Origin of the sequence: Streptomyces sp. NPDC000594 (assembly GCF_040299965.1) — a bacterium.
GTDB lineage: Bacteria > Actinomycetota > Actinomycetes > Streptomycetales > Streptomycetaceae > Streptomyces.
Genome location: NZ_JBEPCY010000002.1, coordinates 137,588 through 156,233 on the forward strand (window position 1 = coordinate 137,588; position 18,646 = coordinate 156,233).

Consider the following 18,646-nt stretch of genomic DNA (forward strand, 5'->3'; position numbering starts at 1 on the left):
CGGCGGTGGACCGGCTCAGGTCGGGAACTCTCCGACCCAGGTCCCCTTCAGAAGGTGCTTCGGCAGATACCCGGACTCGACCTCGACCGGGAATCCGGCGTCCTGCGCGAGGACCGCCAACGCCAGGGGGGCCAGTGCGACCCATCCGTCGCAGTCCTCGGCCCGCTCGTCATCGGCGGTCCAGTAGAGCTTGTGGGCGTCCAGAGCCTCCACGAGGGAGCGGTTGAACTTCTCGTGCTCACCGGTCGCCAGGTGACGGAGCAGATCCATCGGCGGCCATGTGATCAACGACGTGAATTCCTGGCCCGCGATCGGTGCGGCCTCGGGGGCGGTCCCCTGGGCGGCTTCGACAAGCTTCTGAGCGAACTCGGGGCGCCCCAGCCAGTACGCCTGGAGCGTCTCGATCCATGGGTAGACGCCGTCGTCGTAAACCGCGCCCGATTCGCGGAGCTTGGCCACCGGAACCCGACAGAGCGCGGTGATCCGCTCGGGGTTGCGGCACACGACCGCCAGCCAGAAGGCCGTGATCCATTTGCCCGCGTCCACAAACGATTGCGGCTTGTCGAATGCGGGCACTGTGCGGATCTCATGGTGAATGAGGCAGTCCACACTGTCCTCGGCCGTGGTGGCCGCCTCGAAGATCGCGGAGGCGGACTGCATCGCGCAGACCCATGCCTCCCAGCTCTCCAGCCAGGTCGCTTCGGGGTCGGGACCCGTCCTGCGGTAGGCGAGGATCAGCGAGTTGGACATCGCGTGCGGCAGAGCGAGAGGAGACTTCTGGAGATCGTCCAGAGCACGCAGGATCCGCGTGCTGATGGCGGGCTCCCGTCCGGGGAGGTTCTCCGTGGGGAACGCGTGACGAAGGACGACGGCGGTCACTGACTCTCGCTCTCGAAGATCTTGAAGTACTGGAGTTCAGCTCCAGCATAGGTCCCCGTGTGCGGGTTTGCCTTGACCATGACGTAATGCACCTTGCCCTCGCGAAGTGCGATTTCGAGGCCTTCGGCAGCCACCTCGTCACTACCGCCACGCTTGGTCATCTCGTGCAGGATGGTGTTGATGTACTCAAGGCTCCCTTGCTTCACCAGCCTGTGCTTTTCGTCCCCCGCGCCCTTTCGCCAGTCCAGCTTGCCGTCGGGAGCCTTGGCCTCGACGATCAGGTAGTCACCCCTGCCATGGTCCAATCGGTACAGCTGATCGAATCGGCGGGCCCCATTTCCCGTGTCCATCAGGTCGATCTCCTTGGCATTGTCAAATGCCCCGGGTACGACATGAATCCTGGCAGCACCCTCACCCAGGTTCTCACCGACCTTGGTGTTGTTCGGGGTATCGCCCATGGCCTCCTTGGCCGCGTCCAGAGTGGCCTGCGCCTCGGGGGTCGGGGTCTCGTCGAAGTCCCGCTGCGCTGTGCCGAGATCCTTATACGCCTGGTGCTTGCTCGCAAGGCCGTCAAGGGAGGCGAGCTCACTGCGGCCCAGTGCGGACACAGGCGGTGCCGGCGGGCCAGGCCGGAACTTCTCGGCGGGGCCGTAGGGAAGCTCGTTCGTAGCTATCACCCGGCCGTTCTCCACCTCGGTGAGCTTGGGCAGGTACTGCCCGTCGACAATCCTTTCCGCTTCCCTGCGGTGCCACCGCTTGTCGTAATGCTCAGTGCGCCACTGTGGGTCCTCATTGGCCAGACGAACATGCTCGTCCTGGATCCGTTTGGCCTCTTCGGCCGTTCGCTGGACCAGTTCGCCGCTGCCGCTGCCGCTGCCGGGCCTCGCGGCGTCGCCGACCGCGCCCCCGCCAGGTGAACCGCCGCCGCCGTCGTCGCCCCGGCCGGCGCCGGAGGCGATGTTGTCGGCGGACGACACGCCGCCACCGCCCGGTCCGTTGTCGGAGGAGCCCCGGCCCGGGGTGGTGTCCGGGGTCGAGCCGGTGCCACCGTTCGGGCCCGTGTTGTCGAGGGAGTTCGAGGGCAGGTTGTTGGCCGCGCCGCCCGCCGGCGTGTTGTCGCCGACCGAGGCCATGGGCGGGTTGTTCGCCGTACCGCCGGGGAGGTTGTTCGCCGTACCGCCCGGGCCCGGGAGGTTGTCCGCTGTGTTCGGGAAGGCGGGGACACGCGGGTCCGTGAGGTCGGAGCCCAGGTGGAGCGGGGTCTCCGGGGGGCGGGCGCCGACGGTCGCGAGGGCGGGTTCGCGGGTTGGGGACGGGGTGTCCACGCGGGGCTGGTCCGCGCCCGCAGGGGGAGTCTCGCGGGGGGCGGCGTCGCCGTGCTGGAGGAGGGTGCCGTCCGCGCGGTAGAGGTTGCCGGACTCGTCGATATAGCGGGCGGGGCCGTCCTCGAAGGGGAGCTTCGCCGTGCCCGGGGGCAGGACCACCGTGCCTTCGGGGAGGCGGACGGTGCCCTCGGGGGTGCGGGTCGCGCCCGGGGGGAGGTCGGCGCCCGCGGGGAGGCGGAGGGTGCCGTCGGGGAGCAGGGTCGTGCCCGGCGGGACGCTCAGCGCGCCGTCCGGGATCGCGGGGATCTTGAGATTGCCGAGGTTCTTCAGCCCCGCCATCATGTCGCCGGCCTTCGCCAGGCCCGCCCCGGCGCCCTTGAAGACATAGGTCGTCGGGTCGATCGCCCGGCCCGTCTTCCCCAGCGCCGAGAGGACCTTCCCGGCCGCGCCGGCCTTGCCCGCGCCGGAGACCGCGCCGCCCGTACCGCCGGTGAAGACGGTGGTGACCACGTTGAAGGTGACCGCGCCCGCCGCCCGGGAGGGGTTGGAGCCCCACTGGTCCCAGGCCACCAGCGCCTTGCCGGTCTCCTTCATCGCGGTCCGCGAGTCCCGCAGCCACGCCGGGAGATCCTTGTCATCGGCGGCCCAGTAGGCCAGTCCGACGACCGGTACCGCCGTGATCGCCAGACCGGTCACCAGCTTTCCCAGACCCGTCCACGCCTGACCGGCCGCCTCCCAGCCGGAGAAGCCGACCAGCGTGCCGAGGCCCTTGATGGTGCCCCAGGCGCCGTCCACGATGACACCCTTGCCGAAGTCCCAGGCGTGCTCCCACACCTGCCACGCCGGAACGGACTCCTCCACCGCGTCGCCCCACGGCAGGGACTTCGCGCCCTTCAGGGCCTCCGCGTCGTACCCGTACTGGTTGGCGCCGCCCGAACCGTCCTGGACAGTCAGCCGGCTTCCGCAGAAGATCGCCACGATCGTGTTGTGGCAGTTCCGCTCGGCCTCCTGGAACTGGGCCCAGACCTCGGCGACCTCGTTGCGGCGGTTCAGGTTCTCCTCGATCAGATCGCCGTCCTCGCGCCACTTGTCGTCGTCGCTGACCTTCTCCCGGAAGGCGACGGCGTCCGCGCGCAAGGACTCGAAACGGTCGATCAGCGGACGTACCTCACTCGCGTACGTCCCCAGCGCACCCGCGATCACACAGGTGTCGGAGCTGATCGCGGAGGCGGTCTCGGTGACCGGCTTCGTCGTGGCGAACAGCTGCTCGGCCTCCGGCGCCCGGTAGAACGCCGAGAGTCCCCCGAAGGAGCTGTGGACATCGCCCGCCGCCGTCATCACCCGGGCACCGTCGGCGGCGAGCGTCTTCACATGGCCGTCCAGCGCCGTCAGATCGCCCGTGAAGACAGGGATCTCCGCCGGATTGACGGGTGCGTTGCTCATCGCCCGCCACCCCCCGGCATCTCGCGGCGCAGCGCCTCCAGATCGACCGCGCGGGCCGCGTCCTGGGCCTGCTTCGCCGCTTCGAGGTCACCCTCGACATACTCGGTGGTGGCCTTCACCGCGCCCAGGACACAGGCCTCGATGCGTTCCGCCATGGCGTTGAAGTCCTTCTGGCGGTTCTCCAGATACTGGCCGAGCGCGCCCGCGACCGGGCCCATGGTGGTGCCGCCGCGCAGCGGTGCGTTCCCCGGGGCGACCGGGCCGTGGAGCCGGGGGCCCGCCATCGAGCCGGGGACGGCCGTGCCCGCCGCGCTCCCGGCCCCGGTCACCGTTGTCACCAGCCCCTGGAGTGCCTGCTGCAACTCGCCCGCGTGCCCGCCGACGACCTTCAGCTGTCCCTGCACTCCCTGCGGCCGGATGTCCCAGCTCGCCATCAACGCCCCCCGTATCGCCCCGTAATAGCCACCGCCCCGCCCGGGGCCTCAGCCGATGCCGTCGACCGCGGCCTTGGCCCGGGAGAGGGTCTGCTGCGCGGTGACGTCGTTCTTCTCCAGCGTGGTCTTCAACAGCTGGACGATGTTGCGGACCTCCTGGGACGCGCTGTTCCAGCGCATCTCCTTGCCGTGGTACTCATCGGCGACACCATCCGCGGTGAAGTCGCTCATCGCCGCCTTGACCTGCGCGTCGCGCTCGGCGATCACCTGCTCCAGACGGCCGATGACCGCCTGGATGTTCGTCTGCGCCTCGGCGGACGCGCCCGTGTCGTACGAGCGGCGGTCGGCGTTCGCTGCCATCACACATCACCCCTGCATCAGCGGCCGGAGAACCGGGCCGCGTCGAAGTTCGCCGCCGACATCTGCGTCTGGGCGTTGTCGCTCTGCTCCTGGACGCCCGTACCGAAGGCGGTCTCCATCCCGGACTGGCCGCCGAGGATCGCCGACAGCGCGCCGTTGAGCGCGGCGGTGATCTCGTCGGAGCGGGACTTGAAGGAGTCGAACGCCGCCTTGCCCGCGCCGTTGAACTTCCCCTCCAGCGGCTGGGCGGCCTGGATCAGCTGCTGGATCAGGGTCCCGAGGTCACCACTGGACGACTGTGACTTCGAGATCAGGGTCGACAGCGTCTGTGTACCCATGTCGAACTTCATCGGACTCCCCCCGCAGGGCCTCGGCGCGCACACGCGGCCACGCGTGACGTACGGTCATCCCTATCAAGCCCCGGTCATCCAGGGCAATCCATTACCGAGCAACTGTGGCGAGGATATGACAAATCCTCACACCCTCTCCGCCTGTCCCGCCTCCGGTTCCGTCCCCTTCAGATGCCGGGTCAGCCGCTCGAAGTCGGCCCACACCGACAGATCCGAGGGATCTCCCGGGAAGGGGTAGTAGAGCGCGGGCCTGCTCGCCGGGCCCAGCTCCCGGGGGGCGGTGGGCAGCGGGGTGCGCCGGGCCCGGTCGCCGGGCAGGGCGCGGACCTCCTCGGCGCCGAGGACGAACGCCAGCGGTACGCCCGGTCCTTCGAAGCGCGGCGGTACGGCGAGATCGCGCCGGGCCCGGCGCAGCTGCACCAGCATCGACTGGAGCCGGTGCCGCACCGCCAGTGCCTCCGCCACCCCGGGGAGCAGCTCCAGCGGGGGTTCCTCGTCGGGTCCGTAGCCGAAGGCGAGGGTGGTCTCCTCCTCCACACCGGCCGTGGTGCGCAGAACGCGGATGGTGGCGAGGCCGGGCCGCTGGGGGGTGCCCACCACCACGAACCAGGTCGGCTCGGGGGCCCGGGACCGGGCGAGGTCCGTCAGCCGCCGGGGCGACCAGGGCAGATTGGCGGGTTCGGCGGTGCCCCAGCCGGCCGGGGCGGTGCCGGTCAGCTCCCGCCACGCCGTCTCCAGGCCGCCGCCCAGCACCAGCTGTTCGTCGGCGGGGTGGACGGCGCGGAAGGTCAGCGCGAGCTGGCGTTCGCCGGTGTCCCCCCGTACCTCCTGATAGGCCCTCGCCACCGGGGTTCCGGTGCCCGGGGCGTCGGTCACCCGGGGGTCCGGGGGCGGGGCGGCCTCCGCCGGGGCGGGGACGAACAGGCCGTGCTCCCAGCGGACCAGGGCGCCGGTCAGCCCGTCGTAGTAGCCGTCCCGCTGGTCCTGCACGATCCAGCGGTTGGGCCAGGACGACAGGGAGTCCCGGACCGCGGGGGAGAGGGTGGTTCCGGCGGGGGTGACGATCTGGAGTCCGAGCCCGGCCGCCGCCGCTGCCCGGTAGGCGTCGGCGAGCCAGGCGGTCATGGCGACCACCGGGCGGTCCTGGATCACCACCGCGACCTTGTCGGTGAGGACATCCACGGCGGGCGCGGCGGCGGCCGGGGCCGGGGCGGCGCTGATCCCCTCGGCCGGCACCACGGCGAGCGACGCGGTGGCCGCCCTGGGCCAGCCGGTCCCGCCGCCGAGTTCGGCGACCCGGCCCGCGAAGGCGCCCGCGAGCCGCTCGGCCTCCGGGACCCCGGTGGTGGCGCGGGCCTCGGTCCACCAGTACGGCACCCTCGGCGGCTCGGCCCCGAGCAGCCGTTCCGCCTCGCCCTCGACCTGGATCAGCAGCGGGGCCTCCACCGACACCAGGGGTCTGCCCTGCTCGTCGCAGAGCTGGATCACGGCGCCCTCGCCCTCGGTGCCGACCAGCCGGTCCGGGCCGCCCGCGAGCAGCCCCGCGAGGACGATGGCCGGGTCCGGCATCCGGGGGGTCAGCGCGATCATGTCCTTGGTCATGGAGTGGACCGGTCCTTCGTCCAGAGAGGGAACATAAGGCAGTAGCGGGAACACAAGACAGAGGGGGAATGTCCCAGGGTGCCAGGCGGGTCAGGTGGCAGTGGTCGTCGTGTGCACGGTCTGGATCAGCCGGTTCGGCCGTCCCCGCCGCACCAGCACTCCCCGGCCCGGTGGCTGCGGCGCCGCGTACACCCCCGGCAGCAGCTGTCCCTCGCTCCGGTCGCCGGTCATCACCAGCGCCGATGACCCGGACTCCCGCAGCCCCTGCACCAGCGGCTCGTACATCCCCCGCGACGCGCCCGCGACCCGCCGGGCCACCACGAAGTGCAGTCCGATGTCCACGGCGGAGGGGATGTACGGGAGGAACGGCGCCAGCGGCGACTGGCCGGCCGTGGCCAGTACGTCGTAGTCGTCCACCAGGACCACGATCCTGGGGCCGCCGCCCCAGCTGCCCGGCTCCAGCGCCTCCAGCGCGGCGCTGTCGTCCGGCAGTCTCCGCTCCAGCTCGGTGGCGATCCCGGTGGAGAGCCCCCCGGCCAGTTTGCCGTTGTACGCGTAGCCGCCGAGGAACTCCTCGGGGACCGTGCCGCGCAGCCCGCGCCGGGGGTCCATGACGGCGATCACCAGCTCGTCCTCCCCGTACCGCTCGACCAGTCCGGCCGCGATCGTCCGCAGCAGGGTGGTCTTGCCGCACTCGCTGTCGCCGAGGATCAGCAGATGCTGGTCATGGGCGAAGAGGTCGAGCGTCACCGGCTCCAGCGCCGACTGGTCCAGGCCGATCGGGACCCGGTGCGGCTCGGCGGCGGGGCCGGGCAGCCGGTGCGGCTCCAGCAGCTGCGGAAGCACCCGTACCGGCTGGGCGACCTCCCCGCCCCAGGTGGCGCGGACGGAACGGGCGGTGTGCTCCAGTACCGCGCCCAGCTCCTCGGTCTCCGCGACCCCGTCGGTACGGGGCAGCGCGGCCTGGGCGAACAGCTTGCCGTCGGTGAGCACCCGGCCGGGTTCGCCGGGGGCCAGGGTCTCGGCGAGCCTGCGGTCGACGCTGGACTCGGAGGGGTCGTTGAGCCGCAGCTCGACACGGGTGCCGAAGCTGGACTGGGTGGCGATCCGGACGTCGTTCCAGCGGAACATGGCCGCCACCACATGGATGCCGTAGCCGCTGCCGCGCCGCAGGATGTCCACGACGGCGTCGTCCAGCTCCTCGAAGTCGTCCCGGAGCGCGCCGAAGCCGTCGACGACCAGCACGATGTCGGCGGAGGCCAGTTCGGGCAGCCGGCCGGCGGCGTGGCGGGCGCGCAGCTGGTCGACGGAGTCGATGCCGTGCTCCCGGAAGAGTTCCTCGCGCCGGGTCAGCATGGTGCGGACCTCCTCGACGGTCCGGGCCGCCCGCTCCCGGTCGGCGCGGCCCGCGACCCCGCCGACATGGGGCAGTCCGGCGAGGGCCTGGAGGCCGCCGCCGGTCAGGTCGAGTCCGTAGATCCCGACCTCCTGCGGGGTGTGGGTGAGCGCCAGGGCGAGGACGAGGGTACGGAGCAGGGTGGTCTTCCCGGACTGCGGTCCGCCGATGACGGCGGCGTGCCCGCCCGCGAGGGTGAGGTCCAGATACCACTCCCCTTGCCACTGCCGGGTGGGGTCGTCCAGCAGTCCCAGCGGCACCTGGAGCGGTCCGCGCCGCCCGGCGAGCCGGGTCCCCGCCGGGCCGACCTCCAGGGGTCCGGCGACGGTGTCCAGGGTGACGGCGGCGGGCAGCGGCGGCAGCCAGATCTGCCGGACCGGGTCGACGGGCGCCCCCTCCACCTGGGCTTCCTCCAGCTGGGCGACCATGACGCCCAGCTCGGTGGGGCCGGTCTCGCGGCGCCGCATCGCGGGCTCGGCCGGGCCCTGCTCGGGGCCGCCGAGGGTGTTGAACGCCGGGTAGGCGAGGGCGAGCGGCCCGCTGTCGGCCTCCTCGTCGCCGCGCCGGACGGGGCCCCGGTAGCCGCCGGAGACATATCCCGCCTTGAACCGCTCGTAGTGGCTGGTGTCGACCTTGAGATAGCCGAAGCCGGGCAGCGGTGGCAGCTGGAAGGCGTCGGGGGTGTCCAGGACGGTACGGGACTCGTCGGCGGAGAAGGTCCGCAGTCCCAGCCGGTACGAGAGATAGGTGTCCAGGCCCTTGAGCCGGCCGCCCTCGATGCGCTGGCTGGAGAGGAGGAGATGGACGCCGATGGAGCGGCCGATCCGGCCGATGGAGAGGAAGAGGTCGATGAAGTCGGGCTTGGCGGTGAGCAGCTCTCCGAACTCGTCGATGATGACGAAGAGATGGGGCAGCGGCTCCAGATCGGGGCGGCGCCCGTCCCGCAGGGCCGCGTAGTCGCCGATGTCGGCGATGTTCCCGGCGTCCTTCAGCACCTGCTGGCGGCGCTTGACCTCCCCGGCGAGGGAGGCGTGGACGCGTTCCACCAGGCCCGCCTGGTTCTCCAGATTGGTGATGACCCCCGCGACATGCGGCAGTCCGGCGAACGGGGCGAAGGTGGCACCGCCCTTGTAGTCGACCAGGACCAGCGCCAGATCCTCCGGCGGATGGGTGGCGGCCAGCGCCAGGACCAGGGTGCGCAGCAGTTCGGACTTGCCGGAGCCGGTGGCGCCGACGCAGAGTCCATGGGGGCCCATGCCCAGCTCGGAGGATTCCTTGAGGTCGAGCAGGACCGGCTCATGGCGGTCGTTGACACCGATCGGGACCCGGAGGAAGGCGCGTTCGGCGCGGGGCGCCCAGAGCCGGTCGAGGTCGAGCCGGGCCACGTCGTCGATGCCGAGGAGGTCGGCGAAGTCGACCGGGCCGGAGAGCGGGGCGTCGGCCAGGGACTCGGCGGAGAGCCGCAGCGGGGCGAGCATCCGGGCGAGGCCCTCGGCGAAGGCGGGCCCGGCCTCGTCCACGGTGCCATGGGCGCCGATCGGCTCGTCCTCGCGCAGGTCCTCGATCTCCACCCGGTCGCCGTCGACGGTGATCCGGACGGAGATCCGCCCGGGTTCCTGCACCCGGCGCTCCAGCAGATGGAGGACGGTGACGCCCATCTCCCGCAGCCCGACGGCCTCGTCGGGGAGGGGCAGCTCCACGGCGTCCTCGCCATGGCCGTCGGCGACCACCAGCAGCCGCGATGTCAGCCCGAGGGCGCCCCGGCCGGAGAGTCCGCGCCGGACCTCGGCGGCGTACGAGGCCCTGCGGCGCAGCTCGGGTCCGAGCGAGCGGGCGAGCTGCGGCAGCGAGGGGGCGATCCGGCGGGCGGCGACCGGCCCGTCGAAGCTGTCCCGGTCGAGGAGGTGCGGCAGCCATTTGGCCCACTCCCACTCCGTCATCCGCTCCCCGGGGACGGCGAGGGCGACGGCGACATCGTCGGGGGCATGGGTGGCGGCGGTCTGGGCCAGCAGGGCGCGGGCGACCCGCAGACAGTCCTCGCGGGGGCCGATGACGCTGATGTCGCCGACCCGGTCCAGGGGGACGGTCAGCGGCAGTTCGGTGCCGGTACGGAAGCGGTCGGTGAGGGCGGACGCCTCGTTGAGCATGAAGCGGTCGGGCGGGGTGAGCACGGTGGAGCCGGGGTCGGCGATCCTCAGGTCCCGTACCGGCATCTCGCCGGTGCCGATCCGGACCCGCAGGAAGTCGTCGTCGGTGCGGCGGCGCTCCCAGAGCCGGGCGGGGTCGCGGACGATGTCGTAGAGGGCGTACGGGGGCGGGTTGAGCACATCGGCGCGCTCGCGGCGTTCGCGTTCCTCGGTGGACAGCTCCTCGCGCAGCTCCTCCAGATAGGCGAGGTAGGCCTCGCGCTGGGTGCGGCGGGTGCGCTGGGCCTTCCCGCGCTGGGAGAAGACCAGGGCGAGTGAGCCGATGACGGTGACCAGCAGGATCAGCGCGCCGAGGGCGGCGAACTGGCTGTTGCGGACGACGGTCATCATCACGACCGAGGACATCACCCCGGCGACGGGCAGCAGCGACATGGCGATGCCGCCCGGCTTGCCCTCGGGGAGGTTGGGCGGGGCCTCGATGACGCGGTCGGTCGACGCGGCCAGCGGGCGGGTGGTCCGGGCCGGGCGGTGGATCAGTCGGGTGCTCATCGTGGTGTCCGGTCGTCGGTGCGGCGGGTGTGCGGGCGCCGGGGCCGTCCTCGGGGGAGGGGCCGCGCGGTGCCGGTCGGTGCCCGGTGCTGGTTCAGTGGTGGTTCAGCGAGAGCCTCAGGAGGTCCGCCGCGAGTTCGGTGACGGCCCGGCGGGTGGGCAGGGCGAGGCGTTCGGTGCGGAGGGCGCCCCCGGCCGCGAGATGGCGGTCGTACGGGAGGACCCGCACCTGGGCGCCGGTGGCGCGCAGCCGTTCGGCGGCCTCGTCGGGGTCGATCCCGCCGTGCGGGGAGAGTTCGGTGAGGGTGACGACCGTCCCGGCGATGATGTGCGGCGGCAGGCCCCGCATCCACTGGAGGACGGCGTAGGTGCTGGCGACGCCCTCCAGGGTGGCGGGGGCGGCGAGTACCCGGGCCTGGGAGGCGGTGAGCGCGACCCGGGCGACCTCGGCGGGCAGGGTCTCGCAGTCGACGACGGTGACCCCGAAGTAGCGGCGGAGGGCGACCATGACCCGTTCGTAGGCGCGCAGATCGAGCATGGCGCCGATCTGGCCCTGGCTGCCGGGGAGCAGCCAGGCGTTGTCGGGGAGCTGGACCAGATAGCCGGTGATGTCGAGGAGGGACATCTGGGGCTCGATGATCCCGGCGAGGTCGCCGGTGGTCCAGCGGAGGGTCTCGGCGCCGAGCCGCAGCGGGAGGGAGCCGAGGGCGGGGTCGGCCTCCACGAAGAGGACGGGGTCCTGGCGGTAGTGGGCGTAGGTGAGTCCGAGGAGGGCGGCGACGGTGCTCTTGCCGGCGCCGCCCCGGATGGAGGTGACGGCGATCTGGCGGCCGGTGGTGACGGGCTGCTGGAGCGTTTCGGCGGTACGGGTGGAGTCGGCGACCTCGCGGGCGGCGGAGGACGAGACGGTACGCCGGACCGCGCGGACGGCGCGGGCGGTGGCGGACTCGCCGTGCCGGGGTTTGCGGCCGACCCGGGCGAGGTCCCGGTCGATCACGGGGAGGGACTCGGGGACGCCCCGGGTGGCGGCGGAGGTGTAGGCAGGGGGCGGCGGGGGCGTCGGGGCCGCCTGGGGGGCCTGTGCCGGGTGTGGCGCGGGTGCGGGTGGCTGCCCGGTCTGCGGGGGTACGGGTGGCTGTGCGCTCTGCGGCGGTACGGGTACGGGCGGCTGTGCGGCCGCCGGAGGTACCTGCGGGCCGTCGGCGGGCGCGGGCGGGCGCGGCGGCTCGTTTCTCAGCTGCCGCAGCACATCGCTCTGCCAGTTCTCCCCGTGTGGCATGTCCGCCCTTCCCCTGTCCCCTGCCGTCACACCTGTTGTGCCCGTCGCGCCCGTCATGCTGTTGCTTCGGAGCCTCAGAACTTGTCGAGCAGCTGCCCGTACACCCCGAACACCCCCACCGCGAGCGGGAACAGGGCCACCATGCCGATGGACTCGACCAGATCGGCCGCCCGGCCCAGCCGTACCCGTACATGCTCCGGCGGCTCCACCGCCAGCACGGCCAGCGGCAGCAGCGCCGCGACCGCGAGCACCAGGAGGGGGACCGCCCCGCCGGTGTCCTCCAGCCAGACCACCACCAGCCGTACCAGCAGCACACAGGCGGCGGCGATCAGTGCGACCACCTCCGCGACCAGTGGAAAGGCACGGGCCCTGGAGAGCAGCACCACGGTCACCACGACCGGCAGGACCGTCGTCCACACGGTGGGGTCAGCGGCCCGGGTGAGCAGCCAGCCGCCGGCCGCCGCCGACACCGCCGTGACGACGGTGGCGAGCGCGAGGCCCCGATGGGTCGCGGCGAGCGCGTTGGCGACCTGGTGCCTGCTCACGGAGGCGCCCCCGGAGCGGCGGTCGTCCAGCGCGGTGAGTCCCGAGGCCATCAGCGCGAAGCGGGGCAGCAGCCCCAGCAGCACCACCGAGAACAGCGCCAGTACGGTGCCCAGCCGCGCGGGGTCGTCCTGGAGGGCGGCGACGCCCTCCCATGCCCCGGTGAGCCCGGCGGTCGCGGCGGCGCCCAGCAGTCCGCCCCGGCCCAGCGGGGAGAAGTGGCCGAGCAGCAGCAGCGTCAGCACCAGCGCGCCCGCGACGGCGGCCAGCCGTACCGGGCCGGACCAGTGATGGGCGTCGGCGGCGGTCCACGCGGTCAGCACCCCGAGGCCGCCGGAGGCCAGCAGCAGCGCGGTGGCCAGGCCACGGTTCCCGGCGCCGACCCGGGCGGCGACCGCGCCCCCCGCCATCAGCAGCAGGGTGAGCACCCCGAGCACCCCGGCCAGGGCGTCGAGGGCGAACTCACGGCGGGCCAGCAGCGCGGCGGCGACCGCGAAGCCGACGGTGGCGACCCCGGCGCTCGCCCGGCGCGCGGCGGGCCGCCAGCGCCAGGCCCGCAGATCGAGGTCGTCGGCGACGAGGTCGGTGACATCGTGGACGACCGGCGCGGGCGGCGCGGAGTGGGTGCGCACCAGCCGGAGCACCGCGCCGTCGGCGACCCCCGCCGAGGCGAGGGTGCTGTCATGGGGCAGCACCGAGCCGTCGGAGGTGGTCAGCTGACGGGTCAGCGGCCGGGTCGCGGCCCGGTCGTCCAGCAGCTGGAGGATGTCCGGGAGGAGCCGGCCGATCGGGGTGTCGGCGGGCAGGACGATATCGGCCCGGCGCCGCTCACCGACCAGGGTGACCCTGCTCAGTTGCGTCCGGGAAGTCGGTGCTGCGGCTACCACGTGCGGGAACCTATCATCGCGTTTTCCTCGGCCCTCCGGATCCGGCTCACGGTCCGGTTCTGGGTCCGGCTCATGGGCCGGGTCCGGGTCTGGGTCATGGCTTCGGGCTCGGCACGGTCTGCTGGAAGCGCTGTTCCTGCTTCTGCTTCTCGGCCTTCTGCTTGTCCAGGGTGTGCTGGAGGAAGGACCAGCCGACGCAGCCCGCGCAGAGGACGGCGGCGATGGCGATGCCCGCGAAGAGCTTGCCGAGCCGTTCGTCGGCGGTGCGGCGGACGCGCTGGGGGCCGAACAGCAGGGCGTCGCGCAGCCGTCGGCGGCGTACCGCCACCGACTCCAGCAGCTGGCTGTCGTAATCCCGCGCCATGTGTCGTCGCCTCCCCCGCTTTGCCCCCGCACACATCGGGCATCGGATGCCCGTGGTCCGGTCGGTACCTTACGCGGCACCTTACGCAGCCGGGTCGGCACGGCGCAGCCCGCGCGGTGAAGGACCCCCGATCACGGGCGTCTTCGCCAGCACCGTCTGTCCGGTGCCGTCGGGGAGGAGGGCGCCCGGCTCGCCGGTGTCCCGGAAGCCATGGCGGGTGTAGAGGGCGAGGGCGGTGTCGTTGCCGTGCCGTACGGAGAGCTTGAGCAGCGGGGCGCCGCGCCCGGCCGCCCAGGTCTCGATCTCCTGGATCAGCCGGTCCCCGACGCCCCGGCCCCGGGCCGCCGGGTCGACCCAGACCGAGATCAGCTCCACGGCGCCCGACCCTCCGGGCTCCGGGCCCTCGGGGACGCCGCTGGCCATGCCCACGGGCCGGCCGTCGAGCAGGGCGACGAGATCGAGCGCGCCCGGGATCCCCAGCCGCGCCCGCCAGCGCTCCTCACGGTCGCCCTCGCCCTGCCAGTCGCCCAGGGTCGAGCCGAACGCCCGGGGGGCCTCCGCGAGCGCGGCGAGCCGCAGCCCCCGCCAGAGCGGCCAGTCGTCCGGGTCCAGTGCGCGTACCTCCACCATGGAGGGGACCCTGCCGCGCGCCCCGGCCGGGGGCAAGGCGTTTTCCGGCGGTCAGAGGTGGGTGGGGGCGAACATCCGCAGCAGCGCCGGGAGGACCACCACCGAGGGGCCGGGGGAGGCCAGCGCCGCCGCCAGATCGGTGGCCAGGGTCTCCGGGGTGGTGCGCAGCGCCGGGACGCCGAAGGCCCCGGCGAGGGCGACGAAGTCCGGGCGGGCCAGCTCGGTGCCGGTGGCCTCGCCGAAGGCGTCCGTCATGTACTCGCGGAGGATCCCGTACCCGCCGTCGTCCACGATCAGCCAGGTGACCGGGAGGTCGTACTGACGGGCGGTGGCCAGCTCGGCGATCGAGTACATCGCCCCGCCGTCGCCGGAGACCGCCAGGACCGGGCGGTCCGGGTCGGCGACCGCCGCGCCGAGGGCGGCCGGGAAGGCGTAGCCGAGGCCGCCCGCGCCCTGGGCGGAGTGCATGGTGTTGGGGCGGCGGGCGTCGAGGGCGGACCACGCCCAGTACGCCAGGATCGTCATGTCCCAGAAGTGGGGCGCGTCATCGGGCAGCGCCTCCCGGACGGCGGCGAGCAGCGACTGCTCAAGCCCTCGATCCTGGGCGTCGATCCGCTCGTGGACCCGGTCGAGTACCGCCCGTACCCGCTTCGGCGCCTCCGGGTCCCGCCGCTCGGGCACGGTCTCCAGCAGGGCGGAGAGCGCCAGCCGGGCGTCGGCGTGGATGCCGATCCCCGCGTGGTTGGACTCCAGCTTCCCGGCGTCCGCCTCGATCTGGATCACCCGGCCGCGCGGGGCGAAGGTGTGGTAGTTCGAGGAGAGTTCGCCGAGCCCCGAGCCGACGACCAGCAGGACATCGGCGTCCTCCAGGAAGTCGGTGGTGTGCCGGTCCTCCAGCCAGGAGCGGAGCGAGAGCGGGTGCTCCCAGGGGAAGGCGCCCTTCCCGCCGAAGGTGGTGACCACGGGTGCGTCGATCCGCTCGGCGAGGGCGCGCAGCTTGCCGGTGGCGTCGGAGCGGACCACCCCGCCGCCCGCGATGATCGCGGGGCGTTCGGCGGTCGCCAGCAGATGGGCGGCGAGCGCGGTCAGCTCGACCCGGGGCACCAGCTCCTCCGGGGTGGCGTCGACCGCCGTGACGACGGGCAGCACCGTCTCGGCGAGCAGCACGTCCTGGGGGATCTCCACCCAGACCGGCCCGTGCGGGGCGGTGAGCGCGGAGCGCCAGGCGTCGGCGACGGCGGAGGGGATCTGTGAGGCGGTACGGGCGGTGTGCACCGACTTGACGATGTCCCGGAAGGACGCCTGCTGGTCGCGGAGTTCATGGAGATAGCCATGGCGTCCGCCGCCGAGTCCGGCGGCCGGGATCTGGCTGCCGATGGCGAGGACGGGCGCGGAGCCGGCGGCGGCCTCCTGGAGCGCGGCGAGCGACATCAGCGCGCCGGGCCCGGTGGAGAGCAGCAGCGGGGCGGCCTCGCCGGTGATCCTCCCGTAGGCGTCGGCGGCGAAGCCCGCGTTGTTCTCGACCCGCAGCCCCACGTACCGCAGCGAGGAGCGGCGCAGCGCGTCGAACATGCCGAGCGCGTGCTGGCCGGGCAGGCCGAAGACGGTGGTGGCGCCGAGGCCCTGGAGGGTCTCGATGACGAGGTCGCCGCCGGTGCGCCCGGCCGGGGGGTGGAGGGCGGCCTCGGTCTGCGCGGCGGTGGGCCGCAGCACGAGATCGTGGTCGTGGGTCATCGGGCGGTCCTCGCGGCGGCGATCTGGCGGCTCATGATGGTGGTCAGCTCGTACGCGGTGTGCGAGGCGGCGACGGCGGTGATCTCGGCGTGGTCGTAGGCCGGGGCGACCTCGACCACATCGGCGGAGACCAGGTTGCAGGAGGCGAGGCCGCGCAGGATCTCCAGCAGCTCGCGGGAGGTCATGCCGCCCGCCTCGGGGGTGCCGGTGCCGGGCGCGTGGGCCGGGTCGAGGCAGTCGATGTCGATGGAGATGTACAGCGGCCGGTCGCCGATGCGCTGCCGGAGCTGGTCGGCGACCTCGTCGGCGCCGCGCCGGTAGACATCGGCGGAGGTGACGATGCCGAAGCCCAGCTTCTCGTCGTCGGTGAGGTCCTGCTTGCCGTAGAGGGGGCCCCGGATGCCGACGTGGGAGAGGGCGGAGGTGTCGAGGATGCCCTCCTCGACGGCCCGCCGGAAGGGGGTGCCATGGGTGTACTCGGCGCCGAAGTAGGTGTCCCAGGTGTCCAGGTGGGCGTCGAAGTGGAGCAGGGCGACCGGGCCGTGCTTCTTGGCGACGGAGCGCAGCAGCGGCAGGGCGATGGTGTGGTCGCCGCCGAGGGTCATCATCCGGGCGCCGGTGGCGAGCAGGTCGTCGGCGGCGGCCTCGATGGTCTCCACGGCCTCGTTGATGTGGAACGGGTTGGCCGCGATGTCGCCCGCGTCGGCGACCTGGGCCAGCGCGAAGGGGGAGGCGTCCTGCGCCGGGTTGTACGGGCGCAGCAGCCGGGACGCCTCGCGGATGGCGTTGCCGCCGAAGCGGGCGCCGGGCCGGTAGGAGACCCCGGTGTCGAAGGGCACGCCGACGACGGCGACATCGGCGGTGCCGACCTCGTCGAGCCGGGGCAGCCGGGCGAACGTGGCGGGTCCGGCGTACCGGGGGACGCGGGAGGAGTCGACGGGGCCGCGCGGCTGCTCGTTGCTGCTCATAGGTGCCTTCTTTCCTGCGCTTCTTCGCTGCGCTGTGATGCTTTCCGACTGTAAGCCGTCCGGCGGGGTGGTGGGTCAGGGCGCCGGGTGGGCGTCCGTGGCGGGGGTCCTGACCGGGGGGTGCCCCTGGTCGTCCCCGGTGCTTCGGTCGTCCCGGGTGCTTCGGTCGTCCCGGGTGCTCCGCCCGTCCTCGGCGCCGGGCTCGTCCTCGTCGGCGCCCCGCCCGGCGAGCCGCTCCTGCCAGTGGGCGAGGACGGCTGCGTCGGTGGGCCGGGTCAGCAGGCTGACGGCGACATAGACCGCGAGCGAGGCGATCAGCCCGTAATAGACGGGTTCACTGGCGAGGATCCCGTACGCGGCCATGAGGCCGATCACGGCGGTCCCGCCGACGGCGACGGCGGCGAGCGCGCCCTGGACGGTGCCGCGCCGCCAGAGCAGCCCGCCGAGGATCGGTACGAGCAGTCCGCCGACGAGGAGGTTGTACGCCACGGTCAGCGCCTCGACCACGTCGTCGATGGCGATGGCGATGACGATGGTGGCGATGCCCATGGCGAGGATGAAGAGGCGGTTGCCCCGGACCTCGTCGTGCGGCTCGTCGGTGCCGTTCGCGGTCCCGGTTCCGGCTTCGTTCCCGGTGCCGGCCCCGGTGCCGTCCCGCCGGGCCAGTCCGCGCCGCAGCCGGGACCAGATGTCGTGGTTGGCGACGGTGGCGCAGGCGATCAGCGCCCCGGAGGAGGTGGACATCACGGCGGCGAGGGCGGCGGCGAGCACCAGCCCCCGGACACCCATGGGCAGATGGTCCTTGACGATCAGCGCGAAGGCGTCGTCGGGGCTGGCCAGCTTGGGGTAGAGGACCTTGGCGGCGGTGCCGATCATCGCCCCGGCGACGGCGTAGACCAGGCAGTAGACACCGGCGGCGGTGCCGCCCCAGCGGGCCGTGCGGTCGCTGCGGGCGGTGAAGACGCGCTGCCAGATGTCCTGCCCGATGAGCATGCCGAAGGTGTAGATCAGCACATAGGTGAAGATCGTCTCGCCGCCGATGCCGAGCGGGGCGAAGTACTCGGTGGGCAGCTCCGCCCGCATCTCGCTGAAGCCGCCCGCCTTGACCACGGCGACCGGCAGCAGGATCAGCAGCACCCCGATGGTCTTGACGACGAACTGCACCATGTCGGTGAGGGTGATCGACCACATGCCGCCGAGGGTGGAGTAGGCGACGACGATCGCCCCGCCGAGGATGATCGAGACGGTCCGGTTCACATCGAAGAGGACGTCGAAGATGGTGGCGTACGCGATGGTGGAGGTGACCGCCAGCATCAGGGTGTACGCCCACATCACCAGGCCGGAGATCACCCCGGCCCGGCCGCCGTACCGCAGATCCAGCATCTCGGAGACGGTGTAGACCTTCAGCCGGGCGATCCGGGCGGAGAAGAGGACGGAGAGGGCGAGCAGTCCGAGGCCGATGGTGACGACCATCCAGCCGCCGGAGAGCCCGTACTTGTAGCCGAGGCCGACGCCGCCGATGGTGGAGGCGCCGCCGAGGACGATGGCGGCCATGGTGCCGGAGTACATCCAGGGGCCGAGACGGCGTCCCGCGACCAGGAACTCGCTCTTGGACTTGGCGCGGCGCATGCCCCACCAGCCCATGCCGAGCATGCCGGCCAGATAGACGACGATCACCGCGTAGTCGACTGCCATCGGCTCTCCTCCCATCCCGTCCCCCGGGGTCCCCTGTTGCTTGTGACCCCTGACGGTAGGT

14 protein-coding genes are annotated in these 18,646 nt (G+C 72.8%); all 14 read right to left on the bottom strand.

What is annotated here, in order from left to right; all coding sequences use genetic code 11:
* Positions 1-15: 15 nt before the first annotated feature.
* Complete coding sequence (locus ABT354_RS03380) at positions 16-879, bottom strand: immunity 49 family protein (RefSeq protein ID WP_351488342.1); 864 nt, start codon at positions 877-879, stop codon at positions 16-18.
* Positions 876-3,647 (bottom strand): hypothetical protein, encoded by a 2,772-nt coding sequence (locus ABT354_RS03385; protein WP_351488345.1) that lies wholly within the window; start codon positions 3,645-3,647, stop codon positions 876-878. Before ABT354_RS03385 ends, ABT354_RS03380 begins: the two co-directional genes overlap by 4 nt.
* Positions 3,644-4,081 carry a DUF6507 family protein gene (locus ABT354_RS03390; RefSeq protein WP_351488347.1) on the bottom strand — a complete coding sequence of 146 codons (438 nt, stop codon included), beginning with the start codon at positions 4,079-4,081 and terminating at the stop codon, positions 3,644-3,646. Before ABT354_RS03390 ends, ABT354_RS03385 begins: the two co-directional genes overlap by 4 nt.
* 48 nt (positions 4,082-4,129) lie before the next feature.
* Positions 4,130-4,441 (bottom strand): pore-forming ESAT-6 family protein, encoded by a 312-nt coding sequence (locus ABT354_RS03395; protein ID WP_351488349.1) that lies wholly within the window; start codon positions 4,439-4,441, stop codon positions 4,130-4,132.
* A gap of 17 nt (positions 4,442-4,458) precedes the next feature.
* Positions 4,459-4,791 (bottom strand): hypothetical protein, encoded by a 333-nt coding sequence (locus tag ABT354_RS03400; protein ID WP_351488352.1) that lies wholly within the window; start codon positions 4,789-4,791, stop codon positions 4,459-4,461.
* A gap of 126 nt (positions 4,792-4,917) precedes the next feature.
* Positions 4,918-6,393, bottom strand: a complete 1,476-nt coding sequence (locus ABT354_RS03405; protein WP_351488355.1) for a DUF6177 family protein — start codon at positions 6,391-6,393, stop codon at positions 4,918-4,920.
* Positions 6,394-6,483: 90 nt separating this feature from the next.
* Positions 6,484-10,485: a type VII secretion protein EccCa gene (gene eccCa, locus ABT354_RS03410; RefSeq protein ID WP_351488359.1), complete on the bottom strand. Its 4,002-nt coding sequence runs from the start codon at positions 10,483-10,485 to the stop codon at positions 6,484-6,486.
* 94 nt (positions 10,486-10,579) lie between these two features.
* Positions 10,580-11,764: a MinD/ParA family ATP-binding protein gene (locus tag ABT354_RS03415; protein ID WP_351488362.1), complete on the bottom strand. Its 1,185-nt coding sequence runs from the start codon at positions 11,762-11,764 to the stop codon at positions 10,580-10,582.
* 74 nt (positions 11,765-11,838) lie between these two features.
* On the bottom strand, positions 11,839-13,194 hold the full coding sequence (eccD, locus tag ABT354_RS03420; protein WP_351488364.1) for a type VII secretion integral membrane protein EccD: 1,356 nt from the start codon (positions 13,192-13,194) through the stop codon (positions 11,839-11,841).
* A gap of 94 nt (positions 13,195-13,288) precedes the next feature.
* Entirely contained in the window at positions 13,289-13,558 is a 270-nt protein-coding gene (locus tag ABT354_RS03425; RefSeq protein WP_351488366.1) for a hypothetical protein, read from the bottom strand.
* Positions 13,559-13,639: 81 nt separating this feature from the next.
* Positions 13,640-14,188 (bottom strand): GNAT family N-acetyltransferase, encoded by a 549-nt coding sequence (locus tag ABT354_RS03430; protein WP_351488369.1) that lies wholly within the window; start codon positions 14,186-14,188, stop codon positions 13,640-13,642.
* A 51-nt stretch (positions 14,189-14,239) separates the two neighbouring features.
* Positions 14,240-15,922: a thiamine pyrophosphate-binding protein gene (locus tag ABT354_RS03435; RefSeq protein ID WP_351488371.1), complete on the bottom strand. Its 1,683-nt coding sequence runs from the start codon at positions 15,920-15,922 to the stop codon at positions 14,240-14,242.
* Positions 15,919-16,890 carry an agmatinase gene (speB, locus tag ABT354_RS03440; RefSeq protein WP_351488373.1) on the bottom strand — a complete coding sequence of 324 codons (972 nt, stop codon included), beginning with the start codon at positions 16,888-16,890 and terminating at the stop codon, positions 15,919-15,921. Before speB ends, ABT354_RS03435 begins: the two co-directional genes overlap by 4 nt.
* A 75-nt stretch (positions 16,891-16,965) precedes the next feature.
* The gene (locus tag ABT354_RS03445; RefSeq protein ID WP_351488375.1) at positions 16,966-18,585 is read right to left on the bottom strand and encodes a sodium:solute symporter family protein; all 1,620 of its coding nucleotides are present in this window, start codon (positions 18,583-18,585) and stop codon (positions 16,966-16,968) included.
* Positions 18,586-18,646 lie beyond the last annotated feature (61 nt).

Coding starts and splice junctions, on each gene's coding strand:
- ABT354_RS03385 (WP_351488345.1), bottom strand. CDS start 3,647: ATGAGCAACGCACCCGTCAATCCGGCGGAGATCCCTGTCTTCACGGGC.
- ABT354_RS03390 (WP_351488347.1), bottom strand. CDS start 4,081: ATGGCGAGCTGGGACATCCGGCCGCAGGGAGTGCAGGGACAGCTGAAG.
- ABT354_RS03395 (WP_351488349.1), bottom strand. CDS start 4,441: ATGGCAGCGAACGCCGACCGCCGCTCGTACGACACGGGCGCGTCCGCC.
- ABT354_RS03400 (WP_351488352.1), bottom strand. CDS start 4,791: ATGAAGTTCGACATGGGTACACAGACGCTGTCGACCCTGATCTCGAAG.
- ABT354_RS03405 (WP_351488355.1), bottom strand. CDS start 6,393: ATGACCAAGGACATGATCGCGCTGACCCCCCGGATGCCGGACCCGGCC.
- eccCa (WP_351488359.1), bottom strand. CDS start 10,485: ATGAGCACCCGACTGATCCACCGCCCGGCCCGGACCACCCGCCCGCTG.
- ABT354_RS03415 (WP_351488362.1), bottom strand. CDS start 11,764: ATGCCACACGGGGAGAACTGGCAGAGCGATGTGCTGCGGCAGCTGAGA.
- ABT354_RS03425 (WP_351488366.1), bottom strand. CDS start 13,558: ATGGCGCGGGATTACGACAGCCAGCTGCTGGAGTCGGTGGCGGTACGC.
- ABT354_RS03430 (WP_351488369.1), bottom strand. CDS start 14,188: ATGGTGGAGGTACGCGCACTGGACCCGGACGACTGGCCGCTCTGGCGG.
- ABT354_RS03435 (WP_351488371.1), bottom strand. CDS start 15,922: ATGACCCACGACCACGATCTCGTGCTGCGGCCCACCGCCGCGCAGACC.
- speB (WP_351488373.1), bottom strand. CDS start 16,890: ATGAGCAGCAACGAGCAGCCGCGCGGCCCCGTCGACTCCTCCCGCGTC.
- ABT354_RS03445 (WP_351488375.1), bottom strand. CDS start 18,585: ATGGCAGTCGACTACGCGGTGATCGTCGTCTATCTGGCCGGCATGCTC.